General features: G+C 35.0%; 16 protein-coding genes. 8 read left to right on the forward strand and 8 right to left on the reverse strand.

Annotated features, from left to right (window positions below; all coding sequences use genetic code 11):
• Window position 1 precedes the first annotated feature (1 nt).
• Window positions 2-223 carry a hypothetical protein gene (locus tag ACFSR1_RS01295; RefSeq protein WP_378288860.1) on the forward strand — a complete coding sequence of 74 codons (222 nt, stop codon included), beginning with the start codon at window positions 2-4 and terminating at the stop codon, window positions 221-223.
• 66 nt (window positions 224-289) lie between these two features.
• Here the strand turns inward: ACFSR1_RS01295 and ACFSR1_RS01300 are convergent, their stop codons facing one another.
• The 4 genes from ACFSR1_RS01300 to ACFSR1_RS01315 form a co-directional block, all read right to left on the reverse strand.
• Entirely contained in the window at window positions 290-2062 is a 1773-nt protein-coding gene (locus ACFSR1_RS01300; protein WP_378288862.1) for a YfiR/HmsC family protein, read from the reverse strand.
• A gap of 59 nt (window positions 2063-2121) precedes the next feature.
• Entirely contained in the window at window positions 2122-4821 is a 2700-nt protein-coding gene (locus ACFSR1_RS01305; RefSeq protein ID WP_378288863.1) for a TonB-dependent receptor, read from the reverse strand.
• A gap of 116 nt (window positions 4822-4937) precedes the next feature.
• On the reverse strand, window positions 4938-5354 hold the full coding sequence (locus tag ACFSR1_RS01310; RefSeq protein WP_378288865.1) for a response regulator: 417 nt from the start codon (window positions 5352-5354) through the stop codon (window positions 4938-4940).
• 325 nt (window positions 5355-5679) lie between these two features.
• A complete protein-coding gene (locus ACFSR1_RS01315) occupies window positions 5680-6105 on the reverse strand; it encodes a response regulator (RefSeq protein ID WP_378288867.1) in 426 nt (141 codons plus the stop codon).
• A 267-nt stretch (window positions 6106-6372) separates the two neighbouring features.
• On the opposite strand from ACFSR1_RS01315, the gene ACFSR1_RS01320 reads away from it, so the two are divergent.
• Both ACFSR1_RS01320 and ACFSR1_RS01325 read left to right on the forward strand, forming a co-directional pair.
• Window positions 6373-7560 carry a hypothetical protein gene (locus ACFSR1_RS01320; protein ID WP_378288869.1) on the forward strand — a complete coding sequence of 396 codons (1188 nt, stop codon included), beginning with the start codon at window positions 6373-6375 and terminating at the stop codon, window positions 7558-7560.
• A 2-nt stretch (window positions 7561-7562) separates the two neighbouring features.
• Window positions 7563-8576 (forward strand): metal-dependent hydrolase, encoded by a 1014-nt coding sequence (locus tag ACFSR1_RS01325; RefSeq protein WP_378288870.1) that lies wholly within the window; start codon window positions 7563-7565, stop codon window positions 8574-8576.
• Window positions 8577-8628: 52 nt separating this feature from the next.
• Here the strand turns inward: ACFSR1_RS01325 and ACFSR1_RS01330 are convergent, their stop codons facing one another.
• Both ACFSR1_RS01330 and ACFSR1_RS01335 read right to left on the reverse strand, forming a co-directional pair.
• Window positions 8629-9129 carry a DUF1761 domain-containing protein gene (locus tag ACFSR1_RS01330; protein ID WP_378288872.1) on the reverse strand — a complete coding sequence of 167 codons (501 nt, stop codon included), beginning with the start codon at window positions 9127-9129 and terminating at the stop codon, window positions 8629-8631.
• 57 nt (window positions 9130-9186) lie between these two features.
• Window positions 9187-9786, reverse strand: a complete 600-nt coding sequence (locus ACFSR1_RS01335; protein ID WP_378288874.1) for a LysE family translocator — start codon at window positions 9784-9786, stop codon at window positions 9187-9189.
• A gap of 249 nt (window positions 9787-10035) precedes the next feature.
• Here ACFSR1_RS01335 and ACFSR1_RS01340 point away from each other — a divergent pair, with 249 nt between their 5' ends.
• Window positions 10036-12750 carry a phosphoenolpyruvate carboxylase gene (locus ACFSR1_RS01340; RefSeq protein WP_378288875.1) on the forward strand — a complete coding sequence of 905 codons (2715 nt, stop codon included), beginning with the start codon at window positions 10036-10038 and terminating at the stop codon, window positions 12748-12750.
• A gap of 255 nt (window positions 12751-13005) precedes the next feature.
• Here ACFSR1_RS01340 and ACFSR1_RS01345 read toward each other — a convergent pair whose 3' ends face one another.
• Together ACFSR1_RS01345 and ACFSR1_RS01350 are read right to left on the reverse strand one after the other, a co-directional pair.
• A complete protein-coding gene (locus ACFSR1_RS01345) occupies window positions 13006-19788 on the reverse strand; it encodes a BspA family leucine-rich repeat surface protein (RefSeq protein WP_378288877.1) in 6783 nt (2260 codons plus the stop codon).
• Between the two features lie 253 nt (window positions 19789-20041).
• Window positions 20042-21685: a tetratricopeptide repeat protein gene (locus ACFSR1_RS01350; protein ID WP_378288879.1), complete on the reverse strand. Its 1644-nt coding sequence runs from the start codon at window positions 21683-21685 to the stop codon at window positions 20042-20044.
• Window positions 21686-21934: 249 nt separating this feature from the next.
• Between ACFSR1_RS01350 and ACFSR1_RS01355 the strand changes: the two genes are divergently transcribed.
• The 4 genes from ACFSR1_RS01355 (at window position 21935) to ACFSR1_RS01370 (ending at window position 26065) form a co-directional block, all read left to right on the forward strand.
• Window positions 21935-22420, forward strand: coding sequence for an acetyl-CoA carboxylase biotin carboxyl carrier protein subunit (locus ACFSR1_RS01355; RefSeq protein WP_378288881.1), 486 nt, complete (start codon window positions 21935-21937; stop codon window positions 22418-22420).
• A gap of 50 nt (window positions 22421-22470) precedes the next feature.
• Window positions 22471-23913: an acetyl-CoA carboxylase biotin carboxylase subunit gene (gene accC, locus ACFSR1_RS01360; RefSeq protein ID WP_378288883.1), complete on the forward strand. Its 1443-nt coding sequence runs from the start codon at window positions 22471-22473 to the stop codon at window positions 23911-23913.
• 3 nt (window positions 23914-23916) lie between these two features.
• Window positions 23917-25458: an acyl-CoA carboxylase subunit beta gene (locus tag ACFSR1_RS01365; protein WP_378288885.1), complete on the forward strand. Its 1542-nt coding sequence runs from the start codon at window positions 23917-23919 to the stop codon at window positions 25456-25458.
• A 250-nt stretch (window positions 25459-25708) separates the two neighbouring features.
• Window positions 25709-26065 (forward strand): hypothetical protein, encoded by a 357-nt coding sequence (locus ACFSR1_RS01370; RefSeq protein WP_378288887.1) that lies wholly within the window; start codon window positions 25709-25711, stop codon window positions 26063-26065.
• Window positions 26066-26070: the final 5 nt, after the last annotated feature.

A 26070-nucleotide genomic window follows, 5' to 3' on the forward strand; every position in this document is an offset into this window, starting at 1 on the left:
TATGGAATTAATGGAGAAAGCACGTGAGTTTGAGAGCAGAAGTATGAGCAATATGTCCACAAGTGATAGAGTTGAAGCATCTAGAGAAGCTAAGGATCTCGTTTTGAGCCTTAATGAAATCTACAAACAAAATAAAGATCCTGAAATCATGGAAATGATGAAGGTTATTACTGCCAAGAAACAAAAGATCGAAAAAAGACTTAAAGGTAGACCTGAAGTATAAGATAATTACTGCAGGTAATAGATCTGATTGTGTTTATTAGGTATTACAGATCACCGGGCATTTTTTTTATTTGGGAATCGTGAAGTAAAAGGTTGTTCCTTTTCCTTCTTCTGATTCTAACCAAATTTGACCTCCGTGAGATTCTACAATTTTCTTACAGTGGGCCAAACCTATTCCTGTACCCTGATATTTTTCTCTGGAATGCAATCTTTGAAAAATGGCGAATATTCTATCTTTGTGAATTTCGGGAATTCCTATACCGTTGTCTTTTACTGAAAACTCCCAAAACCCTTTAGTTCCTTCATTACTTTCTCTGTTGGTGGCCGCTATATAAACCTCAGGAATGGTATTTTCTTCAGTAAATTTAATTCCATTACTGACGAGATTTTGTATCAATAAGCGCAACTCGATTTCATTACCCTTAACTACCGGTAAATTTTCTGAATGTATGGTTGCATTGGTTCTTTCCAAAATATTTTTGAAATCAGCTCGTAATTCCTCTAAGACACCATTCATATTTACATCCGAGAACTCTTTAGTTCTACCAAGTCTGGAGTATTCTAACAATGAATCAATAAGTTTTTTCATCCGAATACTGGCATCTTTTATAAAATCCAGGCTTTCTTTTCCTACTTCATCAAAACTATCTCCATAATCCTCGGATATCAACCCTATAAAACTTGATATCGTATTTAGTGGCTCCTGCAAATCATGACTAGCGATATATGCAAACTGCTCCAACTCTTTGTTTTTAGATTCTAATATTAAAGACTGCTCGTGTATTTCTATATTCTTTTGTTCTAATACAGCATTTAATTTCTTCTTAATGAGATAATTTCTATATATAAAGAAACCTGCTGTTAAAACAATTATTATCAAAGCAATTAAAGACCAATTTATTTTTTTCTGATCATCTATTTCAGAAAGTTGTTCTTCGAGTATCGCTTGCTGTTTTTTGATTTGATCGTTCTGTTCGCTTAAATATTCCTGTTGCTTTTTAATTTCTTCAGTACTTGCTTTGATCTTTTCATCCTGATCCTTAATAAAGGCAACTTGATCTTGAATGTTTTTCTCTAATTCCTTCTCAATCAGGAGTTTTTCTTCGTATTTCTTTTCTTGTATTGCACTCTCATTTGATAACTCCTCTATCCATTTATTTCGCTCACTAATTCTTTCTTTAATAGTGTCAATGGCTTTTTCCTGATTACTTATTCTCTCTTCCTGTTGCTTAATTTGCTCCTCTTTATCTTTAATGACTTCTTTTTGCTCCTCATTCTCATCCAATACTTTTTCTAAGGAATCCTCTGTTGACTTAAACAAGCTTTTCCATTTTTGGGCAGAAGTTATGGCGTATTGTTTCAGTGAAGGAGCGATTACAAAATCTTCATTACTAATCCGGTCTTGATTGATTTCATACTCAAATGAATTGCCTACATTGACCATATTGATCATAGAAGCATTATAATTATAATCTTCTGTAACCAAGAGAATATTTTTACCGGATATTTTACGTAGAATATAATTGATGTCATAATTAAATTTATTGTTGACATACAACAACTGAATATCTTTTACACTTTTTACAAATTGAAAGCGAATAATTTCCACAGGTTTCCCAAAAATCTTACGTTTTTGAGCCATCGATTTCAAGTCCAGAATTGTTCGATCCGGGCCCAAAACACCAATCTTAAAAGTATCTATTTCATCTATTTCCGGCCACCCTATTTGTTGAGCGAAATTATAAATAAATATAGTTCGTTGTACTCTTTTAACCTCTTCATCACTCGTATTTTGTCCCAAAACATTAGCAATTCCAAAGGAAAAAAAGAAAATAAGCAACACCCATAATTTAGGTGTCTTGTAAATGGGTAAATGGAGAAATGTAACGTACCTATTCATCATAATCTTAACAATAATCGAAAATAATAATTAGCTCCATTCACTCCGAACTGTTGTACTCGTCTGCTATAGATAAAATTACCATTACTGGTATTGGCAGAATGTTCGTGTTTATCAGGGTATACATCGAAAATATTATTCCCGCCGAGCGTACATTTTACATGGTCGCTAAATTGATATGAAATAGATAAATCTGTAGTGAACTTAGGAGCAAATGTTTGATCTCGGGATTCAATAGTACCTGAAAATTCGTTTAACACCCAATTTGCTGGATCTCCATCATCCGGATGTATGAACTGTACTTCGCCGAATAACGTATTTACCATCTGAAAACGAAATTTATCGAATTCATAGGATACCAAGGAATTGATCTTATAGTTAGGTTGAGCTGATTCCACTCTTGCGATTTCTTCCCGATTGAATAAAACGTCTTCTTGTCCAACAAGAGATGGAGAAACTTTAATACGTCCTGTTACCTTAGTATCTGTGAAATTAGCTCCTAAAGAAGCATCTAACTTACCTGAACCAAGTGTAGTTTTATATACTACAGCAACATCTGCACCGGATGTTCTGGAGTCAATAGCGTTCGTAAAAAACTGTGCTGCTCCAACTCCAAAAGGCTCCAGAATAGTTTCATAACCTTCTGCAAAACGACCGGAAAGTACAATTCTATCATCAATACTTATTCGATAATAATCAAAAGTGAAAGTGAAATTTTCATTCAGTTTTCCGCTCACACCTGCACTAAAATGTCTTGATAACTCAGGTTTTAAATTAGAGATCTGAAATGCTTCTGTAGCAATGGCACTTTCATTATTAAAAGTTCCTACTTGAACACTTTCTCCATTAATAAACTGCGTACTAATATTCTGAAAGAACACTTGGTGAAGAGACGGCGCTCTAAAACCTGTAGAAAATCCAGTCCTAAAACTTATATCATCATTAATTCTATATCTGCCGGACAGTTTCCAGATGGCCTGACCGCCAAAGTCATTATATGCTTCATATCGTCCGGCTGCCTTTACTAATAGTTTTTCTGAAACATTAGTTTCTATATCTAAATATGCAGAGCTATTGGTTCTAAAACGATCTAATTCATTCTCCGGTTGAAAACCAGGAAATACCTGTACTCCTGCAGCTCTGGGAAGTTCATCTCCTGATTCATTCAAATAGGTACTACCTCCATCAATATATGAGGCTTCTTCACCTGCTATAATCTGATAGTTTTCTACTCTAAGTTCAGCACCGAATGCAAGATTAACTCCCTTAAGCCAATCAAAGGTTTTAGAAATATCAAGATTTGTAGTGTTTTGTTGGTACTTAAATCCTCCTGCATAAAAAGTTCTGGGAGAGGCTACACCAAGTGAGGCATTGTTAGAATTATTAACTGTATAGTCTAAACTATTAGTACCTATAGAATGACTAAAATCTATGTCCCAACCATTCTTCACGCCTCTAATTCCACCCGCAATGACATCATCCTGAATATCTGTTAATATCTGTGGCGAAAAACCATTAGGAAATAATTCCGGCACTACTCTGTCCTGATTTTTTGGAAAACGATAAAAGCCTGCAGCCATACCTTCTCTGTAGTTTCTTCCTCCCTGAAGATAGAACGTGGCATTATCAGACATTTTGATTTCTCCATTAAATCCCAGGGCGAGATTTTGTGTCTCAGCGCTTCCGATTTCCATCACCCTCTTGTCAGAATATCCCGTTTGACCGAAAAAATTATTTTCCTGAATCAGTCTTTCATCTTCTACAAGATCATCTGTGTAGACAGTTCCGGTATATGCTCCTGCCCGATTTACAGATTCCCTATTTCTGTATTCTGCTGTAACATTAATATACCCTTCTTTCCCAATTTTTAACCCAAAATTAGCAGCAGAATAGGTCGTAAAACCATCGCCTTGTGTTGTAATTCCTACTCTATTATCTACATTTATAACTTCTGTCTGCTTTTTTAGAATAATATTAATTACGCCTGCTATTGCATCAGATCCATATTGAGAGGTTGCCCCATCTCTTAGTATTTCTATACGTTCTATAGAAGCTATGGGTATGGCATTAAAATCTGTGCCTACGGTACCTCTACCTACAGTACCATTTACATTCAGTAAAGAACTACTATGTCTTCTTTTTCCATTAACCAACACTAATACCTGATCGGGTCCAAGCCCTCGTAGTGTAGCAGGATCAATATGATCCGTACCATCTGCAATAGTCTGGTGTGTAGAGTGAAAAGATGGTACCAGATAATGTAGGATATGGCTTAATTCTATTTGAGAAGAGTTGGTTATTTCTTGCGGAGATATAATATCAACAGGAGCAGTAGTTTTTAGAAGAGATCTTGGTTTTGCTCTGGAGCCAACAGAAATGGGCTGATCCATAGAAAATCCCGTTTCTAACAAAAAATCAACCTGAACCGTATCACCAACTTGAACCGAGGTGGTTTTTGAAACAGAATTGTACATAACAAATCCGGCGGTTATTACATATTCTCCTTCATCAACATCCAGAGTATAATTACCATTTACATCCGTTGTTGTATTTTGATCAGTCCCTTCGATACTAACTCGTGCACCGGGCAGACTGCCAAATTGATCAGAAACATTGCCAGAAATGATGGCTCGGGACTGTGAAAAGTTTATTTGCGTGAAACAACAAAAAAGTACAGCAAAAAAATATGAATACTGCATTCTATATATGTGGGGTTTATATCAACTTTATTCGTTCATCGGACAAGATAAATCATAAAACAAAAAGAATCTTAGTTTTAAGCATGTTTTTGAGCATACCTTTATATCAAACTAAATTATGCCTGTTCAATGAGTTTACATTCCTTATGAAAATACTTCTCTACTATTTCTTTAACCGTCTTGGTAGTTAGCATTTTTTCTTTAAACTCTTTTACATATGGAAAACTATATGCTAATTTTTCTTCTTCGGGATTTAGAGCAGCGCCAATCATTAAAACAACCACTGTTTTAGTAAGTTCTTTGTCAAATTTCTGAACTTCGGATAAAAACTCCCACCCATTCATTATTGGCATATTGATATCCAGAAAAATTACTTCCGGAACATTACCTGATTTTATGAACTGTATAGCCTCTTCTCCATTTTCAGCAACCAGGACCTCTTGTACACAATCTGTTTTCTTAATAATGGTCTTATTAAAGAAATTAGTAGCCCTACTATCGTCCACCAACAGCACCTGTTTTATTTTTCCCATATTAAATAGTTATACAAAAAATGATTTTTACAATTTCGCCTTATCAAAAATTCTATTTGATTTTTATGAATCAAATAAAGTTATATCGACAAACAAATTAAGTTTCTTTACAAAATCCTGACAATAAAAAAGCTTTAAAAGGATTTCCTTTCGAATCAATAACACTTAATCACAGTCTTATCGACTAAACGCAAAAACACACGATAAAGTGTTTAATGTTTAACGAAAAATATTTTTTTGCACTTATTTACAGTTCAAAGTTAAACAAAAATCAATATACGCATTACCAGATTACCTAGCAGCCCCGAAGACTTTGCCCTACGTTTTATCTACGGACAATACTTTTTGAAAAATGTTTTTCTATTATATTATCTAATAAATCCAATGACAGTGGTTTGTTTATAAAGTCGTCGACTGAGTGATTTTTTATTGATTCATTAACATCATCTGGATTTGAAGAAGTAGATAGTAAAATTACTTTTATTCCTTCGGTAGTACTTTTGTTCAATTTAGCAAACTCTACCAGGAACTCCCATCCGTTCATAGCCGGCATATTGATATCCAGAAAAATAACATCCGGTTTTATTGCTGTTTGATTTTCCACATTAGCGAGATATTCCAGTGCAGCTTTCCCACTCTGTACTGTGTTTACACTATCAAAACTATTGTGCTTGGTTACCACTCTTTCGTTAAAGAAATTTGTAGCCTTATCGTCATCGATTAGTAGAGCGCAAGTGATTGATTTCTCCATAAAATTTTTCCAATTACACTCAAAAGAACTAAACTTATTTGACATATACACCATAAAATCAGACTTTCCCGAACACTTTTCGTTCAAAAACCTTATTTAAACGACAAAACAACATCAAATGTTTTACCGTATTAAAATTACGGAAATAAAGCATCAAAAAATCCTATATACCAAAATTGAGAATCGTTTAACAGAGTACTATTAAAAATAAATGTACTTTTGAGACGATTCGGACAGTTATTTGTCCGTAACATTTGTAAGGGATTTATGCTTGACAAAATAAAAAACAGGTGCAAAGCCACCACATTACATTATTCAATATTTAATATCACCAATGATATTCCATCTGATGATTGGAATAGCATAAATAAGGAAAATAATCTTTTTCTTACATTGGACTATCTTCATACACTAGAGTATACTTTATCAGAAACTATAGGGTTTCGATATATTGTATTTTATGATCAGGATGAGCCTGTAGCTATTGCTGTAACTCAACTGATTAAATTTAACACAGAAGATTTAAAGTTTCAGGAATTTCCTTGCAGAATAAGCGATGCTATCAAAAATACGTTTATGAAAAGTATGGATGTTAGAGTATTGGTCTGCGGGAACTTATTTTCTTGTGGAGAGCACGGTTTTCTTTACTCTGATAAGATTAGTGCTAAAGAGGCTTTTGAAAATCTATCAGATGCATTAAGAGAAATCAGAAAAACTGAAAGGTCTGATAAACCCTCTTTTATTTTACTAAAAGAATTTTGGCCAACATCTTTTAATCAAAGTGATTATATCAAAGATCAGAAATTCAGAGAATTCAGGATTGATGTAAACATGGTGTTGCGAGTACGACCGAGCTGGAATAATTTTGAGGATTATCTCACCAGTATGAAAACTAAATTCAGAACCAGAGCCAAAAAAGTTTTCAAAAAATCTGCTGACATTACGGTTAAAGATTTTACAGCTGAGGATATAAATAATTATAAGGAAGAAATTGACAAATTATACCTTTCAGTTCTGGAGAATGCTGATTTCAAAATTGGAAAACTAAACGCTGTAACTTTCAGAAATTTAAAAAATTCACTTAACGAATCCTTCATTTTTAAAGCCTATTTCCTAGATGATACACTAGTAGGTTTTACGACTTCCTTCATATTAGATCATGTTGTGGAAGCAAATCATATAGGGATTGATTATACATTTAATAAATCACACGATATTTATCAACGAATGTTATATGACTATGTGAACCTGGCCATTGATAAGAAAGTTGATGAATTAAGATTAGGGAGGACCGCTGAGATTATTAAAAGTTGTGTAGGTGCTAAACCCGTGGAAATGAAATTGTATGTTCGGCATGGTAACTCTATCTCTAATAAACTTTTAAAACCTTTGGTTGAGTTTATTTCTCCCAGTGAATATGAAGTACGAAATCCGTTTAAACTTCAATTAAGTTAATTATGGATTCGTTAACACAGATTGTTTTAGGCGCTGCTGTTGGAGAGGCCGCTATCGGAAAAAAAGTTGGAAATAAGGCAATGCTTTGGGGAGCCATTGCAGGAACAATTCCGGATCTAGATGTAATGGCAAAATTGTTTTTTGATAATGTTACAGCTAATGAATTACATAGAGGATTTTCGCATTCTATTTTGTTTAGCATTATTATGGCGCCAATTCTGGGATGGTTCGTTGCTTGGCTTTATAAAAATAAAGAAGCAGATTGGAGGGACTGGACAAAATTGATGTTTCTGGCACTTTTTACACATCCTATTCTGGATGCATTTACGACCTGGGGAACTCAATTATTCTGGCCTCTGGACTATAAAGTAGCTTTCAACAATATTTTTGTAGCTGATCCATTATATACAATTCCTTTTTTGATCTTTCTTATTATTGCAATGTTTTATAAGAGAACACATCCGAAACGACGAAAATTTAATAATCTTGGACTATATTGTAGCTGTACTTACCTGCTGATCACACTTTTTCTTCAACGGAGTGCAAAAGCAAATTTTACGATCAATTTAGAGAATCAACACCTACAATACAATGAGATACAGACCCGTCCTACTCCGCTTAATAGTATTTTATGGACTGCCAATATAGAGACCAACGATTCCTTTCTTATTGGTTATTATTCATTTCTCGATGAACCGGATATTATTGACTTTGCAGAGTTTCCTAAGAATCATCACTTATTAGGAGATTTAAAGGAAGATCCGTTAATTCCACGTCTCATTAAATTATCCGAAGGTTGGTATACTATCGAAAAAGACAACGATAAAACCTATTTTAACGATCTTAGGTTTGGTCAATTAGGAATGGGGACAGATGCTACTCGTTTTGTATTCAGTTATGAACTATATTACAACGAACGCGGAGAATTAAAAGCAAAAGAAAGAGAGCGTGTTATTGAGGATGCTGCTCCAATGCTTAAAAAACTTTTTGCAAGAGTACTTGGTGATAAATCATAAAAAAAGGGTTCGAAATATCGAACCCTTTTTACATATATATAATTATTACTTTTTAAGCGAATTGACAAATTACTCCTCCCATAAGTGCTAGACATACGGTCCAATATCCAACGTTGACTAAAATATACTTAACTCCTTTTCTTTCGAATAGGGCATTTGTACCTAATACAGGTAAAACAAAAAATATCCCTAACATAGACCCGTGTAAAGCTCCGTGTTTAAACGTTCTGAAATTTGTACCATACTTATTCATAAAGTCCTGAGTATATTGATATATTTCAGTTCCTTCTTTCGTCAAATCCGGTTCATTCATTAACGTTTGAAAAAAACCAAATTGATGGATTACTGCGGTATGAAGCATGGTAGCCAACATGAAACTAAAAATATAGGAAACAATAAAGATTACCGCCATATTACCTCCCTTTAAATCGTCTGCAGTAAAACCACAAGCGTTCATCCAAGCCGTGCCAAAAACTTTTGGATTGTACCAAATAAACCCTAAGATCATAGGGATAAGTGCTGCGATCGCAGCAATCAAAACATTAATTTCCATATTGGTTTGTTTTTTAAGTTGTTACTCAAATATAGCGAAAATCAACTTTATACAATACTACCAAACTAAATACGCTAAACGAAAAGAGAAGAGTAACAATAGTACTCCAGTAACTTTAAAAAAAATATTTAGTCTATACTCAGAGATAAATTTCTTTAGCTTTTCTGAGAGAAATACTTTTAACAAGTCTGTAGTTAATATCGCAGTGAGGACTGCAATTAAGAATACCATAAGTAATGATGTTTCGGAATATTTTTCCTCTCCATATGTGTAAACTCCTATCCAAACCACAAACACAAACGGGTTAAAAAAATTCACGCTAAATCCTTTGATAAAAAAAGTGCTCAACTTTTTAGAAGCCAACGATACACCCTCGATGATAACAGCTTTTTTTAAAAGATAATTAATTCCTAAACCAAAAAGTATGATACTACCAATAATGCCTATCCAGAATTGATTTTGTGTTACTGTCATAAAAGAAGAAAGTCCATAGTAGCATAAAGCAACACAAATAATATCACTTATTATAATTCCAAAAGCGACAGCCACTCCGGCTTTTACTCCGTATTGAAAACTACTATTCAATAATAAAAAGAAGACAGGTCCGACAAAGATAATCATGGCCAGGCCAATACCTAACCCTTCAATAAATGGCATAACTATTAGTATCAATTACCTGACAAATATACTTTTTTTGTAAATGAGCAATTTGTGATAGTTTTTTTTAATGTATTGTTTCAAAAACATAAAATATAAAGTAGCTATACTTTTTCCTTAAAGAATCGAACAAAGTAAGATGGTTTATCTACAAGAAATAATTTTATAACTACTATAAAGATAATTACCTTTGAGAGTATGTAACCACATGCATTATCAAAATTTTCATTTAAAACCAACTAAAAACCAATGACAAAAGAATCACTTCAGCAAGAGGGACTCCAGAAAATAAAAGTAGATTTTCACTTTTTGACATCTTTATTTAAACAAATGCTTATATCTATTGGAGAAGAAGAGCTAGCAAAAGCATTGCCTTTCGACAATCAAAAAATTCCGGATAGAAAGAATCTTTCAAACCAAAAACTCACACAGGCTATTGGGATCAGTTTTGAACTTCTTAATTTGGTTGAAGAAAATGCTGCAACACAATACAGACGAAAAACCGAGACGCAATTTGGCTTACCATCAACACGGGGTTCTTGGGGAGAGACTTTATACCAATGGAAAAAGGACGGTGTCAATGAACAAGAAATCGCCCAAAAGTTACGTCTCATCAATGTAATTCCGGTGTTGACTGCACATCCCACTGAAGCTAAACGTTTAACAGTTCTTGATATTCACAGAGAGTTGTATTTATTGTTAGTAAAAATTGAAAATCCGAACTGGTCTACTACCGAACAATCCAAGATTAAAGAAGAAATTATCAGCTTATTAGAACGGTGGTGGCGTACAGGCGAAATTTATATTGAAAAACCTCGACTCGAAGACGAACGAAATAATCTCCTCCATTATTTTGAAAATGTGTTTCCGGAAGCTGTGCGATTAACAGATCAGCGTCTACAGGATGCCTGGAAAACTCTTAGTTTTTCTGAGGAGTTACTCGAATGGCCAGAACATTTTCCTGTAATTAAATTTGGTAGTTGGGTTGGTGGCGATCGGGATGGGCATCCATTCGTTACTCCAGAGTTTACAGCCGCTACTTTGCGTCTGCACCGGAAGAAGGCACTTAAAATGACACAACACCAGCTCATAGGATTGGCCGCAAAACTTAGCTTTTCGGGGTATCAAACTTCCATCCCGCAAACCTTTTTGGACGAAATTGAAAATACCGCCAAACAATTAGGAGCTAAAGGACAAAAAGCTTTAGATCGGAACCCATCAGAACCATTACGACAATTTGTAAATCTACTTCTTATTAAACTTGAAAACACAATTAAAGATCACGATGAGTTAGGAGAAGTAGCATATTTTAAATCGTCAAATGATCTAGGAGACGAACTCAAAAAACTACGTGAAATACTTATTGATTTAAATGCGGTTAGAATCGCTAAACAATATTTGTTTCCTGTAGAAAGAATGATACAGGGTTTTGGTTTTCATTTAGCCAAGTTAGATATCAGACAAAATAGTGCGTACCACGAAAAGGCTATTAGTCAAATTTTGATCGCTTCGGGTTATAAAGATGCTGATTATGGTTCGTGGAAGGAGGAGAAAAGATTAGAGTTTTTGAATACAGAACTCCAAAGCAAACGCCCTTTTTTGGTAGCAGGAACCTCCTGCGGGCCAGAAGCTGATAATGTACTGGGCTATCTTCGTGAGGTTAAAAAGTACGTAGATCAATACGGGACAGAAGGTATTGGCTCCATTATTGTGAGTATGACACGCAGTGTAAGTGATTTGTTATTGGTTTTTTTATTATTAAGAGAAGTAGGTTTACAAGATGCTAATCTTCCGGTAGTCCCACTTTTAGAAACGATTGATGACCTAATTGCCGGCCCTGAGATTTTATCGGCTTATCTGCAACACCCTGTTGTTGAAAAACAACGAAAATCAGTACACCCGTTTATTCAGGAAGTTATGTTGGGATATAGTGATAGTAATAAAGATGGTGGTATTTTGACTAGCCGATGGAATATATACAAAGCGGAAGAAAACCTTACGAAAGCTGCACAAAAATTAGGGGTTGAACTGTGCTTTTTTCACGGACGAGGTGGAACTATTAGCCGTGGAGGTGGAAAAATTCATCGATTTTTAGATAGCATGCCACCTGGCGCTATGAGCGGAACTATTAAAATGACCATACAAGGAGAAACTATTGCAAATCAGTTTGCCAATCTTCTTACTGCCTCATATAATCTGGAAATGTTTGTAGCCGGAACTGCCAGACAAACCCTGATTCCATTAAGTGATACTCAAGATGAACAACGTTATCAAATGATGGATCAATTGGTTGATCTGGCACGAAAAACATATCGTAAGTTATTAGATCACCCAAAGTTTATTGATTTTTACGCCAGCGCTACTCCTATAGATGTTTTGGAACAAAGTAAAATTGGTTCCAGACCTGCTCGTAGAACAGGGCAACGCTCTTTGGATGATCTTCGTTCTATTCCCTGGGTATTTAGCTGGAGTCAATCGCGATTTAACGTTACCGGATGGTTTGGAGTAGGAACAGCCTTTGAAGAATTTCAAAAACAACAGCCTGAGAGTTTTGAGGAACTGAAGCAATTAGCTAAAGAATGGCCATTCTTAAAATATCGACTGATTCAAATCGAATCGAATCTACTAAATTCAGACATAGATATCATGAAAAGTTTTGCGAACCTAGTAGAGGGACCTAATACAAAAAAGGAGCTTATGGATTTGATCCTTACAGATCATTCTACCTGTTTACAAAAAATCGCAGACCTTATGGGTGAACCAATAGCGTCCAGAAGAGTTTCAAAACTAGAAAACAACAAATTAAGAAATACTGCCTTACAAGTTCTCCACGAAATACAAATCGAATACTTGACGAAATGGAGAAATATTAAAGAAACTGATAAAGAACTTGGCGATACATACTTATTACATCTCTTAATGCTAGTTAACGCTTTATCTGGTGGACTTAAAAGTACAGGCTGATCTATACAAATATTTCAAAACTTTGATCCCATTTCAAGTTTACAAATTAATTAGAATTCTAAATCCGACGTACTTCAGTTAGAGCGCTTTGCTAGTAAGTATATTTAAAGTTTGTAAGCTATCTAAGACTTGAAATAAATACATAAAAACCATCCGCCTGAGGCGGATGGTTTAATTTTACAAGGTTGATATTGCTATATCCCCAACTTTGCACTATCTATTTGTAAAAATGAAAATCTACTTCCAATGTAATGACTAGTTTTTCAGCAGTTTGAACGTTTCATTTGAGATGCCGGAACTAACTTTTACAAAGTATACCCCGCTTGGAAGTTCCTGAATATTCATTTTGTCTTCTTTTGAAATAAGGGCAGTTTTTATCTTACGACCATTTACCGTATATATAGAAATCTCTGCATCAGTATTCAGTCCAAAAAATTGAAAATAATCACTAGCAGGATTTGGCATCATAGTAATTTGATCTAACTTAAAATCTTCTGTACTCAACAGCGGAACAACATTTACCGTTCTAGTCACCTCAACAGCCATATTTCCTGAGGCATCTATGGCATTATAATAAATAGTATAGGTACCAACCTGATCTCTAAACTCTGAATCATCGATAATCACCTGAGAACCATCATCTGTAGTGGCTCCTAATTCTGTGTATCCATCACCTTCGGGAATTTCTTGTGGATTATCACCAAACAAAGTGATTATAGGAGCCGTTGTATCACAATTAACATCCAAGCCACCATCAGTAATCGTCCAATTATAAGGAGCACTGGTTAGCGTGATTCTAGCAGCTTCACCTAAACAGTAGGTTGCGTCTGCATCTAATTGAACATTTGCAGGGATTTGAGTTTCTCCGGCATCTAATCTTGCCCAACCTATTAACGTACTATCGTAATTATCGGTAGACATGCCCGAACCTATAAACATATTGATCATGCCATCTCTATCTGTTGTACTGATATCCCAATTGCCTAAATCCTGATCAAACGAAACAGCCCCTTCAAACATAGACTCAAAAAAAGTGGCGCTAGTCATAGTCCAATCATCTATAGATTGATTAAAAGATGTTGCCCCATTAAACATATGCTCAAAATCTGATACATTTTCTGGATTCCATAAATCAAGAGGTTGATTGAATGATGTATTATCCTGAAACATACTCCCCATGGTCTGAATATTTCTAACATTCCAGTTATTGATGTTTTCGTTAAAAGCTGACCCTTCAAAAAGACTAACCAAGCTAATCACATTTGTAATATTCCAATTACCGATTTCACCTCCATTATCTACGATAGATGTTGTACCACTAAACATTGAATCCATAAACTGTACGACACTTAAATCTGGAGTATCTAATGCATTTAATACTACATTTGTACATCCTCTAAAAGCAGCATTCATATTGGACCATTGTTGTGATCCCCACTGCTCAATGGTTAAAATTTTATTTTTACTACCACCGTTATTGAAAAATATCCTAGGGAAGTCTCCTGTAATTTTTACAGTATACATTCCTGCAGTGGTATATTCATGAGTTGCATTTCCTGTAAATCCACCTTCAACGATTCCATCTCCCCAATCAACAGCATAGTTATATCCACCTCCAGTTGTTGGAATTGTAATAGACTCATTAACTGCAGTAGTTTGCCAAGTAGTGATAAAACTATTCGTAAAATCACAGTTTTGTCCGCCATCAGTGATATTCCAATTGTAAGGTGATGAGGTTAGTCTATTTCTGGAAGCTTCACCAATGCAATACTCGCTATTTCCAGCATTGAATACAATTCCTGTGGGTATCATTTCTCCGGTATCTTGTGTCGCCCAACCGATTAGAGTACTGTCATAATTTTCAGTTGAAATGCTTGATTTAAAAAACATATCAGACATTGTAATAGCACTAGAAATATCCCAATCGCCGAGACTTTGATTAAAAGCCTGAGCGTTCAAAAACATAGTTGACAAATTTTCTATGTTACTTGTATCCCAATTATCTAATGGCTGATTAAATGAAGTAGTATTACTAAACATATCTGCCAAATTGGTCACCAGAGTTAAATCCCAATTATTAAGTGGTTGATTGAAATCACGAGCAAAACTGAACATACCAATCATCCTAATAGCATTAGTAGTATTCTCCCCAATATTCCAGCCGTTAATATTTTGGTTAAACTCATTGGTACTACTAAACATCAGAAAGAAATCGTCTACATTACCTACATTCCAATTTCCAATATTTTCATTAAAACTGGTAGCCGACAGAAACATTCTCTCCATATCAGTAATAGTGTGTGTATCCCAAGTATTCATTAAATTTTTAGTATCCATAAAGCTTGTAGCTCTTCTGAACATAGATGACATATCCGTTACATTCGATAAGTTTGGAGTATCATCTGCATTTAACACCAAATTAGAGCAACCATAAAAGGCTGCATGCATACTGATCCAGGCGGTTGTGCCCCATTGCTCTATAGTTTGTATTTTGGTTTTATCTCCATCATTGTTAAAGAAAATCCTAGGGAAATTTCCGATAATCTTTACTGTATACGTACCAGCGGTTGCGTAAGCATGTGTAGCATTTCCTGTAAATCCACTTTCAATAATTCCATCTCCCCAATCAACAGCATAATTATATCCACTTCCTGTTGTAGGTACGGTAATGCTTTCATTTGCAATGGTAGTTTCCCAGGTAGTTATAAAAGCATCAGCGCATTCTAGTCCTGTGTCATCGATAGTCCAATTATAGGGAGCGCTTGTTAGTGTATTTCTTGCGCTTTCTGCAAGACAATAATTGAGTCCATCTGCGCCAAGTACTAAGTCATTAGGGGTACTGGCATTTGAAGCCCAACCGATCAAAGTAGCATCATAATTGGCTACAGAAAGTCCTGAATCTTTTAACATATCATTAATATCTGTTACTTTCTGTAGGTTCCAATTTCCTAAATCTTGATCAAAATTTGAAGTACTTGCTAACATACTATTCATATTGATTGTGCCTGCTACATTTTCTCCGATATTCCAACCACTGATATCCTGATTAAAGTTACTCGCTCCAGCCAACATTAGTGTGAAATCTGTAACGCTGCCTACATCCCAAGTTGTTATATTTCCATTGAAATTTCTATCACCCAAAAACATAAAATCCATAACAGTAACGTTTGCTGTGTTCCAGCTTGAAAAATCAGGTGACTGTAATTCAAAACATTGGAAAAACATTTGGTACATATCTGACACCTGAGATAAATCAGGAACATCTGTGGCGGTAACATTCATATTACTACACCTAGCAAATGCCTGGCGCATACTTCTCCATTGAATATTTCCCCACTGCTCTATAGTTCTCAATTTTTCAGCATTAGCTACTCCCCCTGCTAAGGAAGCAAACTGAGGAAAATCTCCTAATATTTTTACTGTATACGATCCTGCTACATCATAACTGTGTGAAGCATTTACTATATTACCATATTCGACGGTTCCATCACCCCAATCGATGTCATAGTTATATCCCGTTCCTGTTGTTGGAATTGTAATACTTTCGTTATCGGTAGTAGTTTGCCAGGTAGTTATAAAGAAATCTGTGGAAGCGCAGGCTGCTCCATCATCAGCTATAGACCAATTTAACCCACTATCATCCGTTAAAATACTTCTAGCTTCAGCTCCAAAACAATATTGACTCCCATCAAAACTGATACTGATATTAGATGGAATTGTCTCTCCTACATCCTGAGTAGCCCAGCCGATTAATATCTTATCATAATTTGTAGTAGAAAGACCAGATTGTTGAAACATACTGGTCATAGAGGTAACACTAGAAAGGTTCCAGTCCCCAACATTTTGGTTAAATCTAGATGCCCCAAAGAACATACCACCCATATTTTCTATATTAGTAGTATTCCAAGCATCAAGTGGTTGATTAAAAGCCATAGCAAAACCAAACATACTTGACGTGTTGGTCACTTTACTTATATCCCAGCTATTTAAAGGACTATTAAAACTATTGGCAGAATCAAACATCCTTTGCATATTAATAGTGTCGGTCACAAACTCTCCAATGTTCCATCCATCAATATTTTGATCAAATGATCTGGTACCGCTAAACATACCCGTAAAATCCGACACATTACCAACATTCCACGAACCAATAGCTTCATTCATGTCTGAAATTCTAAACATATCAGTCATATTTTCTACGTTGGAAACATCCCAATTGCCAAGTTCTCCTCCATTATCTCTAAAGCTTGTCGTTCCCTCAAACATTTTTTCCATAGAAGTAACGTTACTCAAATCCGGTGTATCAGTAGCATTAATGACCAAATTGGAACACCCTGCGAAAGCTCTGGTCAAATCTGTCCAGACATTTGTTCCCCATTGCTCTATAGATATCAATTGTGCAGGGATTCTAAAATTAGGATTATTCCCGAATGCGACCGAAGGAAATGATCCTTGTATTTTTATGGTGTACGTGCCATTAGCAGTATATGTATGACTGGCAAATCCTGTTTGATTCGTATCTAGTGTTCCATCTCCCCAGTCTATGATATAGTCGTAACCAGATCCAGAGGTAGGTATAGAAAGCTCTTTTTGATCATCTGTTGCTTGCCAGGTAATTATAAAAGCTTCAGAGCAATTTGATCCAGCATCTCCAATACCCCAATTATAAGGTACGGTAGTCAAGGTATTTCTTGCAGCTTCTCCTAAACAATATTGCAGACCAACGGCTCCTAGACCTACATTATTCGGAGTATTAGGATTCTCGGCCCAACCTATTAGGGTAGCATCATAGTTAGCAGTACTTATATTACTACCATCTAGCATATTTGCTAATGTCCTTGCACTACTCAGATCCCAATTCCCTAGATTTTCGTCAAACAAACTAGCGCCTTGAAACATACTGATAAAACTTTCAATTGTACTCACATCCCAGTTTTGCATTTGTCCTCCGTTATCCACTAGGTTTTCACAATCCTTAAAGGCCTCAAACATAGTAGTCACATTCGAAAGATCTGGAATATCCGTAGCATTAATTACTACATTTCTGGCGCCTTCAAAGGCTCTATCGAATGAAGACCACTTAACGGTTCCCCATTGTTCTACCGAACGCATTTTGTTTCCTATGCTACCAAAATTATTGGTATACAGTCGTGGAAATGCTCCAGAAATTTTAACGGTATAAGTTCCTGCTGTTGCATAGGTATGCGTAGCATTTCCAATTTCACTAGTAATGGTTCCATCGCCCCATTCTACGATGTAGTCGTAACCATCTCCTGAGGTTCTTATGGTAATACTTTCGTTATCCGTGGTGGTTTGCCAGGTAGTAATAAATTTATCAGCTTCTAAGCAATTAATTGTATCTCCAGTAATACTCCAGCTTTCTTCAGTGATCAGCCTTTGTCTTTCAGCAGCTGCGTTACAATAACTTATTCCATTTGAATCCAAAAACACATCTCTTGGCACTCTAGTTTCTCCATTGGCAGTGTCTAAAGTTGTCCATCCGATTAAAGTTGCATCATAATTTTCTTGAGACATACTTGTTCCTACAAAAAAGCTATTTAGCTGGCTATTATCAGGAATATTGCTTAAATCTAATGCACCCAAATCTTGATTAAAATCTATAGCATTAAGAAATAAATTTTCTATTCCTAAGGTATTTGCAAGACTTTGAAGTTTCCAGGAACTAATGTCCTGATTAAATCTCCTTGCATTAGAAAACGCCAGATTTAATGATGTTACATTTCGTACATCCCAATTGTCTAAGGGTTGATTAAACTCAGAAGTATTGCCAAATATCAAACGCATATTTTGAACATTACTTACATTCCACCCATTAATATTTTCGTTGAAACCTGAAAAACGAAAAAGTCTGCTCATATCCATTACATTTCCCGTATTCCAACTTCCAATCACATCTTTTAAATCTTCTAGATTAGATGTTCTTCTAAACATTTCTTCCATAGAAGTTACCGAACTTAGATCTGGTGTATCATCTGCATTTAGGACTAAATTATTACATCCGTCAAAAGCAGAATTCATATTTGTCCATTGTTGATTCCCCCATTGCTCTATAGTTAGTATTTTACTTTTATCCCCTGTGTTATTAAAGTAAATCCGTGGAAAATCACCGTAAATCTTTACAGTATAAATTCCTGCTGTTTCATAAGTATGGGTAGTACTTCCTGTAGTATCAATAGAAAATGCGCCATCCCCCCATTCTACCGTATAATTGTATCCTGAACCTGTAGTGGGTATGGTGATACTCTCATTAAGAGAAGTCGTCTGCCAGGTAGTAATAAATTTATCTTCTTCACATAACTCCCCTCTATCCATAATGGTCCAGTTAAATCCTGTTGTCGGATCTGTAAGGAACCTTCTGGATAAGAAAGCACTACAATAGGTACTATAGCCAGCATTAAACAGTACGTTAGAACGTAAATTCTGAGTTACCCATCTGTTTAATGTTCTGTCATAATTGGCTAAAGAAAGCATAGCTCCGTCAAACATGCCACTCATATCTGTAATCGTACTGACATTCCAGTTTCCTAAGCTAAAATCTGTAGTAACACAATCTTTAAACATGTTTTCTAGAGATGTAGCCTGAGATAAATCGGGGCTATCTGTAGCATTCATTTTTAGATTTGAACAACCATTAAAAGCGTTAGCCATTGAAGTCCATTGGTTATTCCCCCATTGCTCGATAGAAATAATTTTATTCTTATCACCAGAATTATTAAAATAGATTCTTGGAAAAAACGAAGCAAGAACATTACCAGGAACAGCACTAATATACACTGTATGAATACCAGGTGTATCAAAAGTATGGGTGGTATCACCAGTTATATTAGAATTTAAAGAAATAGAGTTATCTGCTTCTGCCCATAAAACATTGTATAGATAAGTTTCTCCACTAAAAGTTGGTATGGTAAAGGTTTCGTTGACTGCAGTAGTCTGAACTCTGAAAATGAATTCATCCTGTGCAAATACAGTACTAAAAAAACTGACAATAAATAATAAGGTAAGGTAAAGGTGTTTCATAAGGGGACATTTTGGGTTCAAGAATTGAAATTTTTCCTTAAAATCGAGTGCAAAATTAAGATAGTTTTAAGAATTACAAAGGTTTAAGGGGTTGCAAAGGGGTTGCAGTTTGTTAATTTAGAAATCTATAACCTATTGCTGATCAAATGATAGACTATTATGTTAAGCTTACGAAGCAAATGCTATAGACAAAAACCTTCAACCGGCTCAAGGTGACTATCTGCCTATATTTGGAAATCATGTAGGCTTTGATTTAGGTTCTTGAATTCTGTATAAAGTCAATAATATCTTCTTTAGAACCAACTCCTATTTTTTTACGAATTCGCGATCTGGAAGATTTAATTGCAGACACCGTATTGTTTTGTAATTTACTGATTTGAGTCGCATTCAATTCTAGTGTCATTAAACACAGAAGCTCTTTTTCTTTTTCGCTAAGCTGCGAAAAATTCGAATCCAAAATCACTTTAAAATCAAGACTTACCTTATCCAAGTAGGATTGTATTTCTGAAGTCGTCTTTTTAGTAACCTCTTCAGAAAGTAAAGAAGCTGAAAGTGATTGCAAAGCGATTTTACGTTCTTTTTCATTTTCAAGTCCGATAATATCTTTTATTTCTCCCAACGTTTTATTTAAAATCTCCTGACGCAAAGATCCTTCTATAACAACTCTCTTCAATTCCTTTTCCTTGGTAACCAAAGCCAATTCTGCTTGTACTTTCTCTAATTGTTCTCTTTGCAATTTGTTATTTGATAATGCTAAACGATGTTTGGCATTCTTTCTCGTTAGCCAAAAAATGATACTTCCCAAAATCACAGCAATTGCAAATAATATGAGGTATAATCGTTTTTTTGCTGCCTCACTTTCCAATCGTAATTGATCTGCTTGCTTTTCTTTATCGAATTTATAATTCAATTCTAAAGCTGTGATTCGTTTTACTTTTTCGGTATCATTGATCGAATCATTATAGGCTTTATAGATTTTATAATCTTGTAAGGCTTGTTGATACTCTTTTCTAGTTTCATTGAGGTTACTTCTACTGTAATATTGAGTTCGCAACAATCCTTTATTCTTTGTTTTTTCTGCAACTGCTATTGCACTATCAAGGTAAGGAACTGCTTTTTCATATTCTTTAAGTGCATTATATAATACAGCGACATTCAAATAACTGATACTTAATTCGTTTTGATCATTTACATCTTTGGATATCCCAATATTTTCTTTGTAGATATTAATAGACTTGTCATAGCTCTTTTCTGAAAAGTATAGTGCTGCTAAAGTGCCATTGGCCTTCGATTTACGAATACCTGAACAAGGCATACTTTTTACAACAGATATATGATACCTTGCAGAATCCATCTGTTTATTTGTATAATAGGTAACCGCCAACATATGGTGAGATAGTGCTAAATCTTCGACATCTTTGCTTTGTTGTTTTATTGCTATTGCTTTTTTTAGGTATTGTTTGGCTTTTTTATAATCTTTTTGCCGCCTGTAAAACATCCCTAAATTATGCAGTGTTAATCCGACACCAACAGAATCCCCAATAGTTTGAGTTATATCCAAAGCTTTTAAGTAGTTATTGAGCGCAATTTCAACTTCGCTTTGTTTACTATTCAATATCCCCAGATAATTAAGAGCTTCTGCTTTACGGCTCTGATAATAATTGCTTTCTTCCAGATTTTCAAGAACATCTAAAACCTCTTTTAGTACTATCACTGAAGTATCAATATCAAACCGGTGAATCTGTTTAACCAATTCAATTTTATATTTTATTTGAGCAGAATCGGTTGTTGCTTTTTCTATTTTATATTTCAATTCCCTTACAAGACTATCATGGGATTGAGCGTAACAACTTAGAGACAACAAAAGGGCGATGATGAATACATTAAAAGTTTTCAAAGGAAGACAGGTTTTAATTGTTAAGAGATATTTTAGGTTACTATTCAAAAATACATCATAATCTCTTTGCAACCATAATGAAACTCTTTTGACACCTTTTTGCAACCCTTCTACTTATTTTCTGTAGACCTTTTATTGAAATTATCGTAAAAACAAAGGCTTTAACGAAACATGTTTTAAAAATTTCACAACAAATATTAACGATAACTTTAAATACTTATATTTATCCATCAATTGAAGGGTCTATTTATGAGCGCAAACTATAAAGTAAAAGTTAATAAAGATTTTGAAGCTATACTATCCGAGAATGATATTTCTACAACCGATATTATTAAAACTCCTGATTCGAAATTCCATATTATTAACGATAATCAGTCTTATCTTTCAGAGATTTTAGAATCTGATTTTAATAATAAGAAATACACCGTAAAGGTTAACTCTAATACATATGAAGTAGACATATCGAACTCATTGGATATGATGATTTCTGAAATGGGCTTTTCCATTGGTGCTTCTAAACAAGTAAACTCTATCAAATCTCCAATGCCTGGACTTATTATAGACATTCAGGTAGAAGTTGGTCAAACTGTAAAGGAAGATGATTATCTATTGGTCTTAGAAGCCATGAAAATGGAAAATATCATTACTTCTCCAAGAGAGGGAACAATTAAATCTATTGCTGTTACTAAAGGAGATGCAGTCGATAAAGGAAAATTATTAATCGAATTCGAATAAAACCTTACCCAAGATAAAATCAAAAGACATATCATAAGTTCTAGTATACTATGAAAAAAATATTAGTTGCCAATAGAGGTGAAATTGCCATTAGAGTGATGCAAACAGCTCGCAAAATGGGGATCAAAACTGTTGCTATTTATTCTACCGTAGACAGAAATGCTCCACATGTAAAATTTGCCGATGAAGCTGTTTGTGTAGGTGAAGCTCCTTCTAGTGAATCTTATTTATTAGGATCTAAGATTATTGAAGTTGCCAAAGAATTACATGTAGATGCCATACATCCAGGTTATGGTTTCTTAAGTGAAAATGCAGACTTTGCTTCAGCCGTTGAAAAGAACGATCTCATATTCATTGGTCCGAAATCCAAAGCGATCAAGGTCATGGGAAGTAAATTAGCTGCCAAAGAAGCTGTGAAAGCATATGACATTCCTATGGTTCCAGGAATAGATGAAGCGATAACTGATGTTGTCAAAGCGAAAAAAATTGCTCACGAAATTGGTTTTCCTATTTTAATAAAAGCATCTGCCGGCGGCGGTGGAAAAGGAATGCGCGTAGTAGAAAAAGAAAGTGATCTGGAATCACAGATGCAGCGTGCTATTAGTGAAGCTATTTCGGCTTTTGGCGATGGATCTGTATTTATTGAAAAATATGTAGCTTCTCCCCGACATATCGAGATTCAGGTAATGGCAGATACTCACGGTAATGTGATTCACCTTTTTGAAAGAGAATGTAGCGTACAGCGAAGACATCAGAAAGTAGTAGAAGAAGCTCCTTCTGCAGTGTTAACTCCAACATTAAGAACTGAGATGGGTGAAGCAGCCGTTAAAGTCGCAAAAGCTTGTGATTATGTAGGTGCCGGAACAGTAGAATTTTTATTAGATGAAAACCATAATTTCTACTTCCTGGAAATGAATACACGTCTGCAAGTAGAACATCCGGTAACTGAATTGATTACAGGAACTGACCTAGTAGAGCTTCAAATTAAAGTAGCTAGAGGCGAAGAACTTTCAATTAAACAAGAAGATCTCACAATCCAAGGACACGCATTAGAGTTAAGAGTTTATGCAGAAGATCCATTAAATGATTTCTTACCTAGCGTAGGGCATTTGGATACTTATAGAATCCCATCTGGAGACGGTATTAGAGTAGATAATGGTTTTGAAGAAGGTATGGATATACCTATTTATTATGATCCTATGCTATCAAAATTAATAACCTATGGAAAGACTCGTGAAGAAGCTATCCAACTAATGATTAAAGCTATCGGTGATTACATTGTAGAAGGTGTACAAACTACTTTACCTTTTGGAAAGTTCGTATGCCAGCATGAAGCTTTTAGATCTGGTTCATTTGATACGCATTTTGTAAAAAAACATTACACTCCAGAGGTATTAAAATTAGAAATGGAAGCTGAAGCTAAAGTAGCGGCTTTAGTTGCTTTAAAACAATATCAAGAAGATCAAAAAACACTAAGATTACCAACGCACTAACATATGAATTCGAAAATAAAAGCTCTACAAGAAAAAATAGATCAAGCGCATTTAGGTGGTGGTGAACAGCGCATTGAAAAACAACATCAAAAGAAAAAATTGACCGCAAGAGAACGTGTAGATTACTTTTTGGATGAAGGATCTTTTGAAGAAATAGGTATTCTGGTTACCCATAGAACAACCGACTTCGGAATGGAGAAAGAAATCTATTATGGAGATGGTGTAGTAACAGGTTATGGAACAGTAGATGGAAGGTTAGTGTATATTTTCGCACAAGATTTTACTGTTTTTGGTGGTGCTTTATCTGAGACTCACGCAGAAAAAATATGTAAAGTAATGGATCTTGCTGTCAATGTTGGAGCTCCTATTATTGGGTTAAATGATTCTGGTGGTGCCAGAATTCAGGAAGGAGTGCGATCTTTAGGCGGATATGCAGATATTTTTCATAGAAACGTACAGGCATCAGGTGTGATTCCTCAGATTTCTGCTATTATGGGACCTTGCGCTGGTGGAGCCGTTTATTCTCCTGCTATGACTGATTTTACTATCATGGTAGAAGATACTAGTTATATGTTCGTTACCGGACCTAATGTAGTAAAAACGGTAACTAATGAAGAGGTAACTTCTGAAGAATTAGGAGGTGCCAGTACACATTCTACAAAATCCGGAGTTGCTCATATCACTTCTCCCAATGACGTAGAGTGCCTGGAAGATGTAAAGAAATTATTGAGTTATCTACCTCAAAACAATCAGGAAACTCCTAAAAATATCTCTTATCCATTAACTGATGAAAAAAGAGATATTCTTTCGGAAATTATTCCTGATAACCCAAATAAACCTTATGACATGCATGAAGTAATCAGTGGTATAATTGACACTGATTCGTTTTATGAGATTCATAAAAACTATGCAGAGAATATCATTGTAGGTTTTGCAAGACTTGGCGGAAGAAGTGTTGGTATTGTTGCCAATCAACCTATGTTCCTGGCAGGTGTTTTGGATGTAAATAGTTCTAAAAAAGCAGCACGTTTTACTCGTTTCTGTGATTGTTTTAATATCCCATTATTAGTATTGGTAGATGTTCCTGGATTTTTACCCGGAACGGATCAGGAATGGAATGGAATTATAGTTCACGGTGCTAAATTGCTGTATGCATTAAGCGAAGCAACCGTACCAAAAGTAACTGTGATTACTCGTAAAGCATATGGTGGTGCGTACGATGTAATGAATTCTAAGCATATTGGTGCAGATCTTAACTTTGCATGGCCAACTGCAGAAATCGCAGTTATGGGTGCTAAAGGTGCCAGTGAAATAATCTTTAGAAGAGAAATCAAAGCTGCAGAAGAACCTGCTGCCAAACTAGCAGAAAAAGAAACCGAATATGCCGATAAATTTGCCAATCCATATAGGGCGGCACAACGAGGCTTTATAGATGAAGTTATCTTACCAGAAAATACTCGAAGAAAACTCATCAAAGGATTCAGTATGTTGGAAAACAAAAAAATTGATAGACCTAAACGAAAACATGGTAATATTCCTTTATAAAGTTTACTAATATAACTCGTTTTGCATTTAGATTTTTTTCATCAAAATCCGTCAATTCGAGTGCTTCGACTAAAAGGAGAAGTGCCTGTCTACCGAAATACCAGGTAGACAGGCAATTTTTCTTCATTTCATTACACAAAATCACTCGAATCGACGCTTTTCTTTTACATTTCATTCTAAATGAACAACAAGCTAATATAGTTTCGTAACATTTTCTATTTTTACCATATTAAAAAATAGACATAGCCCCATGAATAAAAGACAACTTACCAAATTTGCAATTTATGCAATCGCAGTGTTATGTGCTGCTTTAATTAATCAATTCATTATTAATTATGTAAAAAAGCATGTGAATGTAGAAGGCTATTTATTGGTATTAATAGATATGCTTATTGTCATTCTAATCTTTGCCCCGGCTTTTGCATTAGTTTCTAAATACACAAAAAAATTATCTAAAGTCTATTTAAAAACTTCGAAAAAAGTCTCTAGCAGTAAAAATGGAAATTTGTTAGGGTTTATAGTAGCGATCATTATCTTATTTATACTTTTTGCGTATATCAGGCATAATATCAATGTCATTCAGGATTTAAAAACAATGATTCCTTAATAACT

It is taken from the genome of Aquimarina rubra (assembly GCF_042684305.1).
In the GTDB taxonomy this organism is placed as follows: domain Bacteria; phylum Bacteroidota; class Bacteroidia; order Flavobacteriales; family Flavobacteriaceae; genus Aquimarina; species Aquimarina rubra.

What these genes read in the sequence shown, in the direction of transcription:
- ACFSR1_RS01305 (WP_378288863.1), bottom strand. Translation starts at nt 4,821, where the DNA reads ATGCAGTATTCATATTTTTTTGCTGTACTTTTTTGTTGTTTCACGCAA.
- ACFSR1_RS01365 (WP_378288885.1), top strand. Translation starts at nt 23,917, where the DNA reads ATGAATTCGAAAATAAAAGCTCTACAAGAAAAAATAGATCAAGCGCAT.
- ACFSR1_RS01370 (WP_378288887.1), top strand. Translation starts at nt 25,709, where the DNA reads ATGAATAAAAGACAACTTACCAAATTTGCAATTTATGCAATCGCAGTG.
- ACFSR1_RS01330 (WP_378288872.1), bottom strand. Translation starts at nt 9,129, where the DNA reads ATGGAAATTAATGTTTTGATTGCTGCGATCGCAGCACTTATCCCTATG.
- ACFSR1_RS01310 (WP_378288865.1), bottom strand. Translation starts at nt 5,354, where the DNA reads ATGGGAAAAATAAAACAGGTGCTGTTGGTGGACGATAGTAGGGCTACT.
- ACFSR1_RS01315 (WP_378288867.1), bottom strand. Translation starts at nt 6,105, where the DNA reads ATGGAGAAATCAATCACTTGCGCTCTACTAATCGATGACGATAAGGCT.
- ACFSR1_RS01345 (WP_378288877.1), bottom strand. Translation starts at nt 19,788, where the DNA reads ATGAAACACCTTTACCTTACCTTATTATTTATTGTCAGTTTTTTTAGT.
- ACFSR1_RS01325 (WP_378288870.1), top strand. Translation starts at nt 7,563, where the DNA reads ATGGATTCGTTAACACAGATTGTTTTAGGCGCTGCTGTTGGAGAGGCC.
- accC (WP_378288883.1), top strand. Translation starts at nt 22,471, where the DNA reads ATGAAAAAAATATTAGTTGCCAATAGAGGTGAAATTGCCATTAGAGTG.
- ACFSR1_RS01340 (WP_378288875.1), top strand. Translation starts at nt 10,036, where the DNA reads ATGACAAAAGAATCACTTCAGCAAGAGGGACTCCAGAAAATAAAAGTA.
- ACFSR1_RS01335 (WP_378288874.1), bottom strand. Translation starts at nt 9,786, where the DNA reads ATGCCATTTATTGAAGGGTTAGGTATTGGCCTGGCCATGATTATCTTT.
- ACFSR1_RS01320 (WP_378288869.1), top strand. Translation starts at nt 6,373, where the DNA reads ATGCTTGACAAAATAAAAAACAGGTGCAAAGCCACCACATTACATTAT.
- ACFSR1_RS01295 (WP_378288860.1), top strand. Translation starts at nt 2, where the DNA reads ATGGAATTAATGGAGAAAGCACGTGAGTTTGAGAGCAGAAGTATGAGC.
- ACFSR1_RS01355 (WP_378288881.1), top strand. Translation starts at nt 21,935, where the DNA reads ATGAGCGCAAACTATAAAGTAAAAGTTAATAAAGATTTTGAAGCTATA.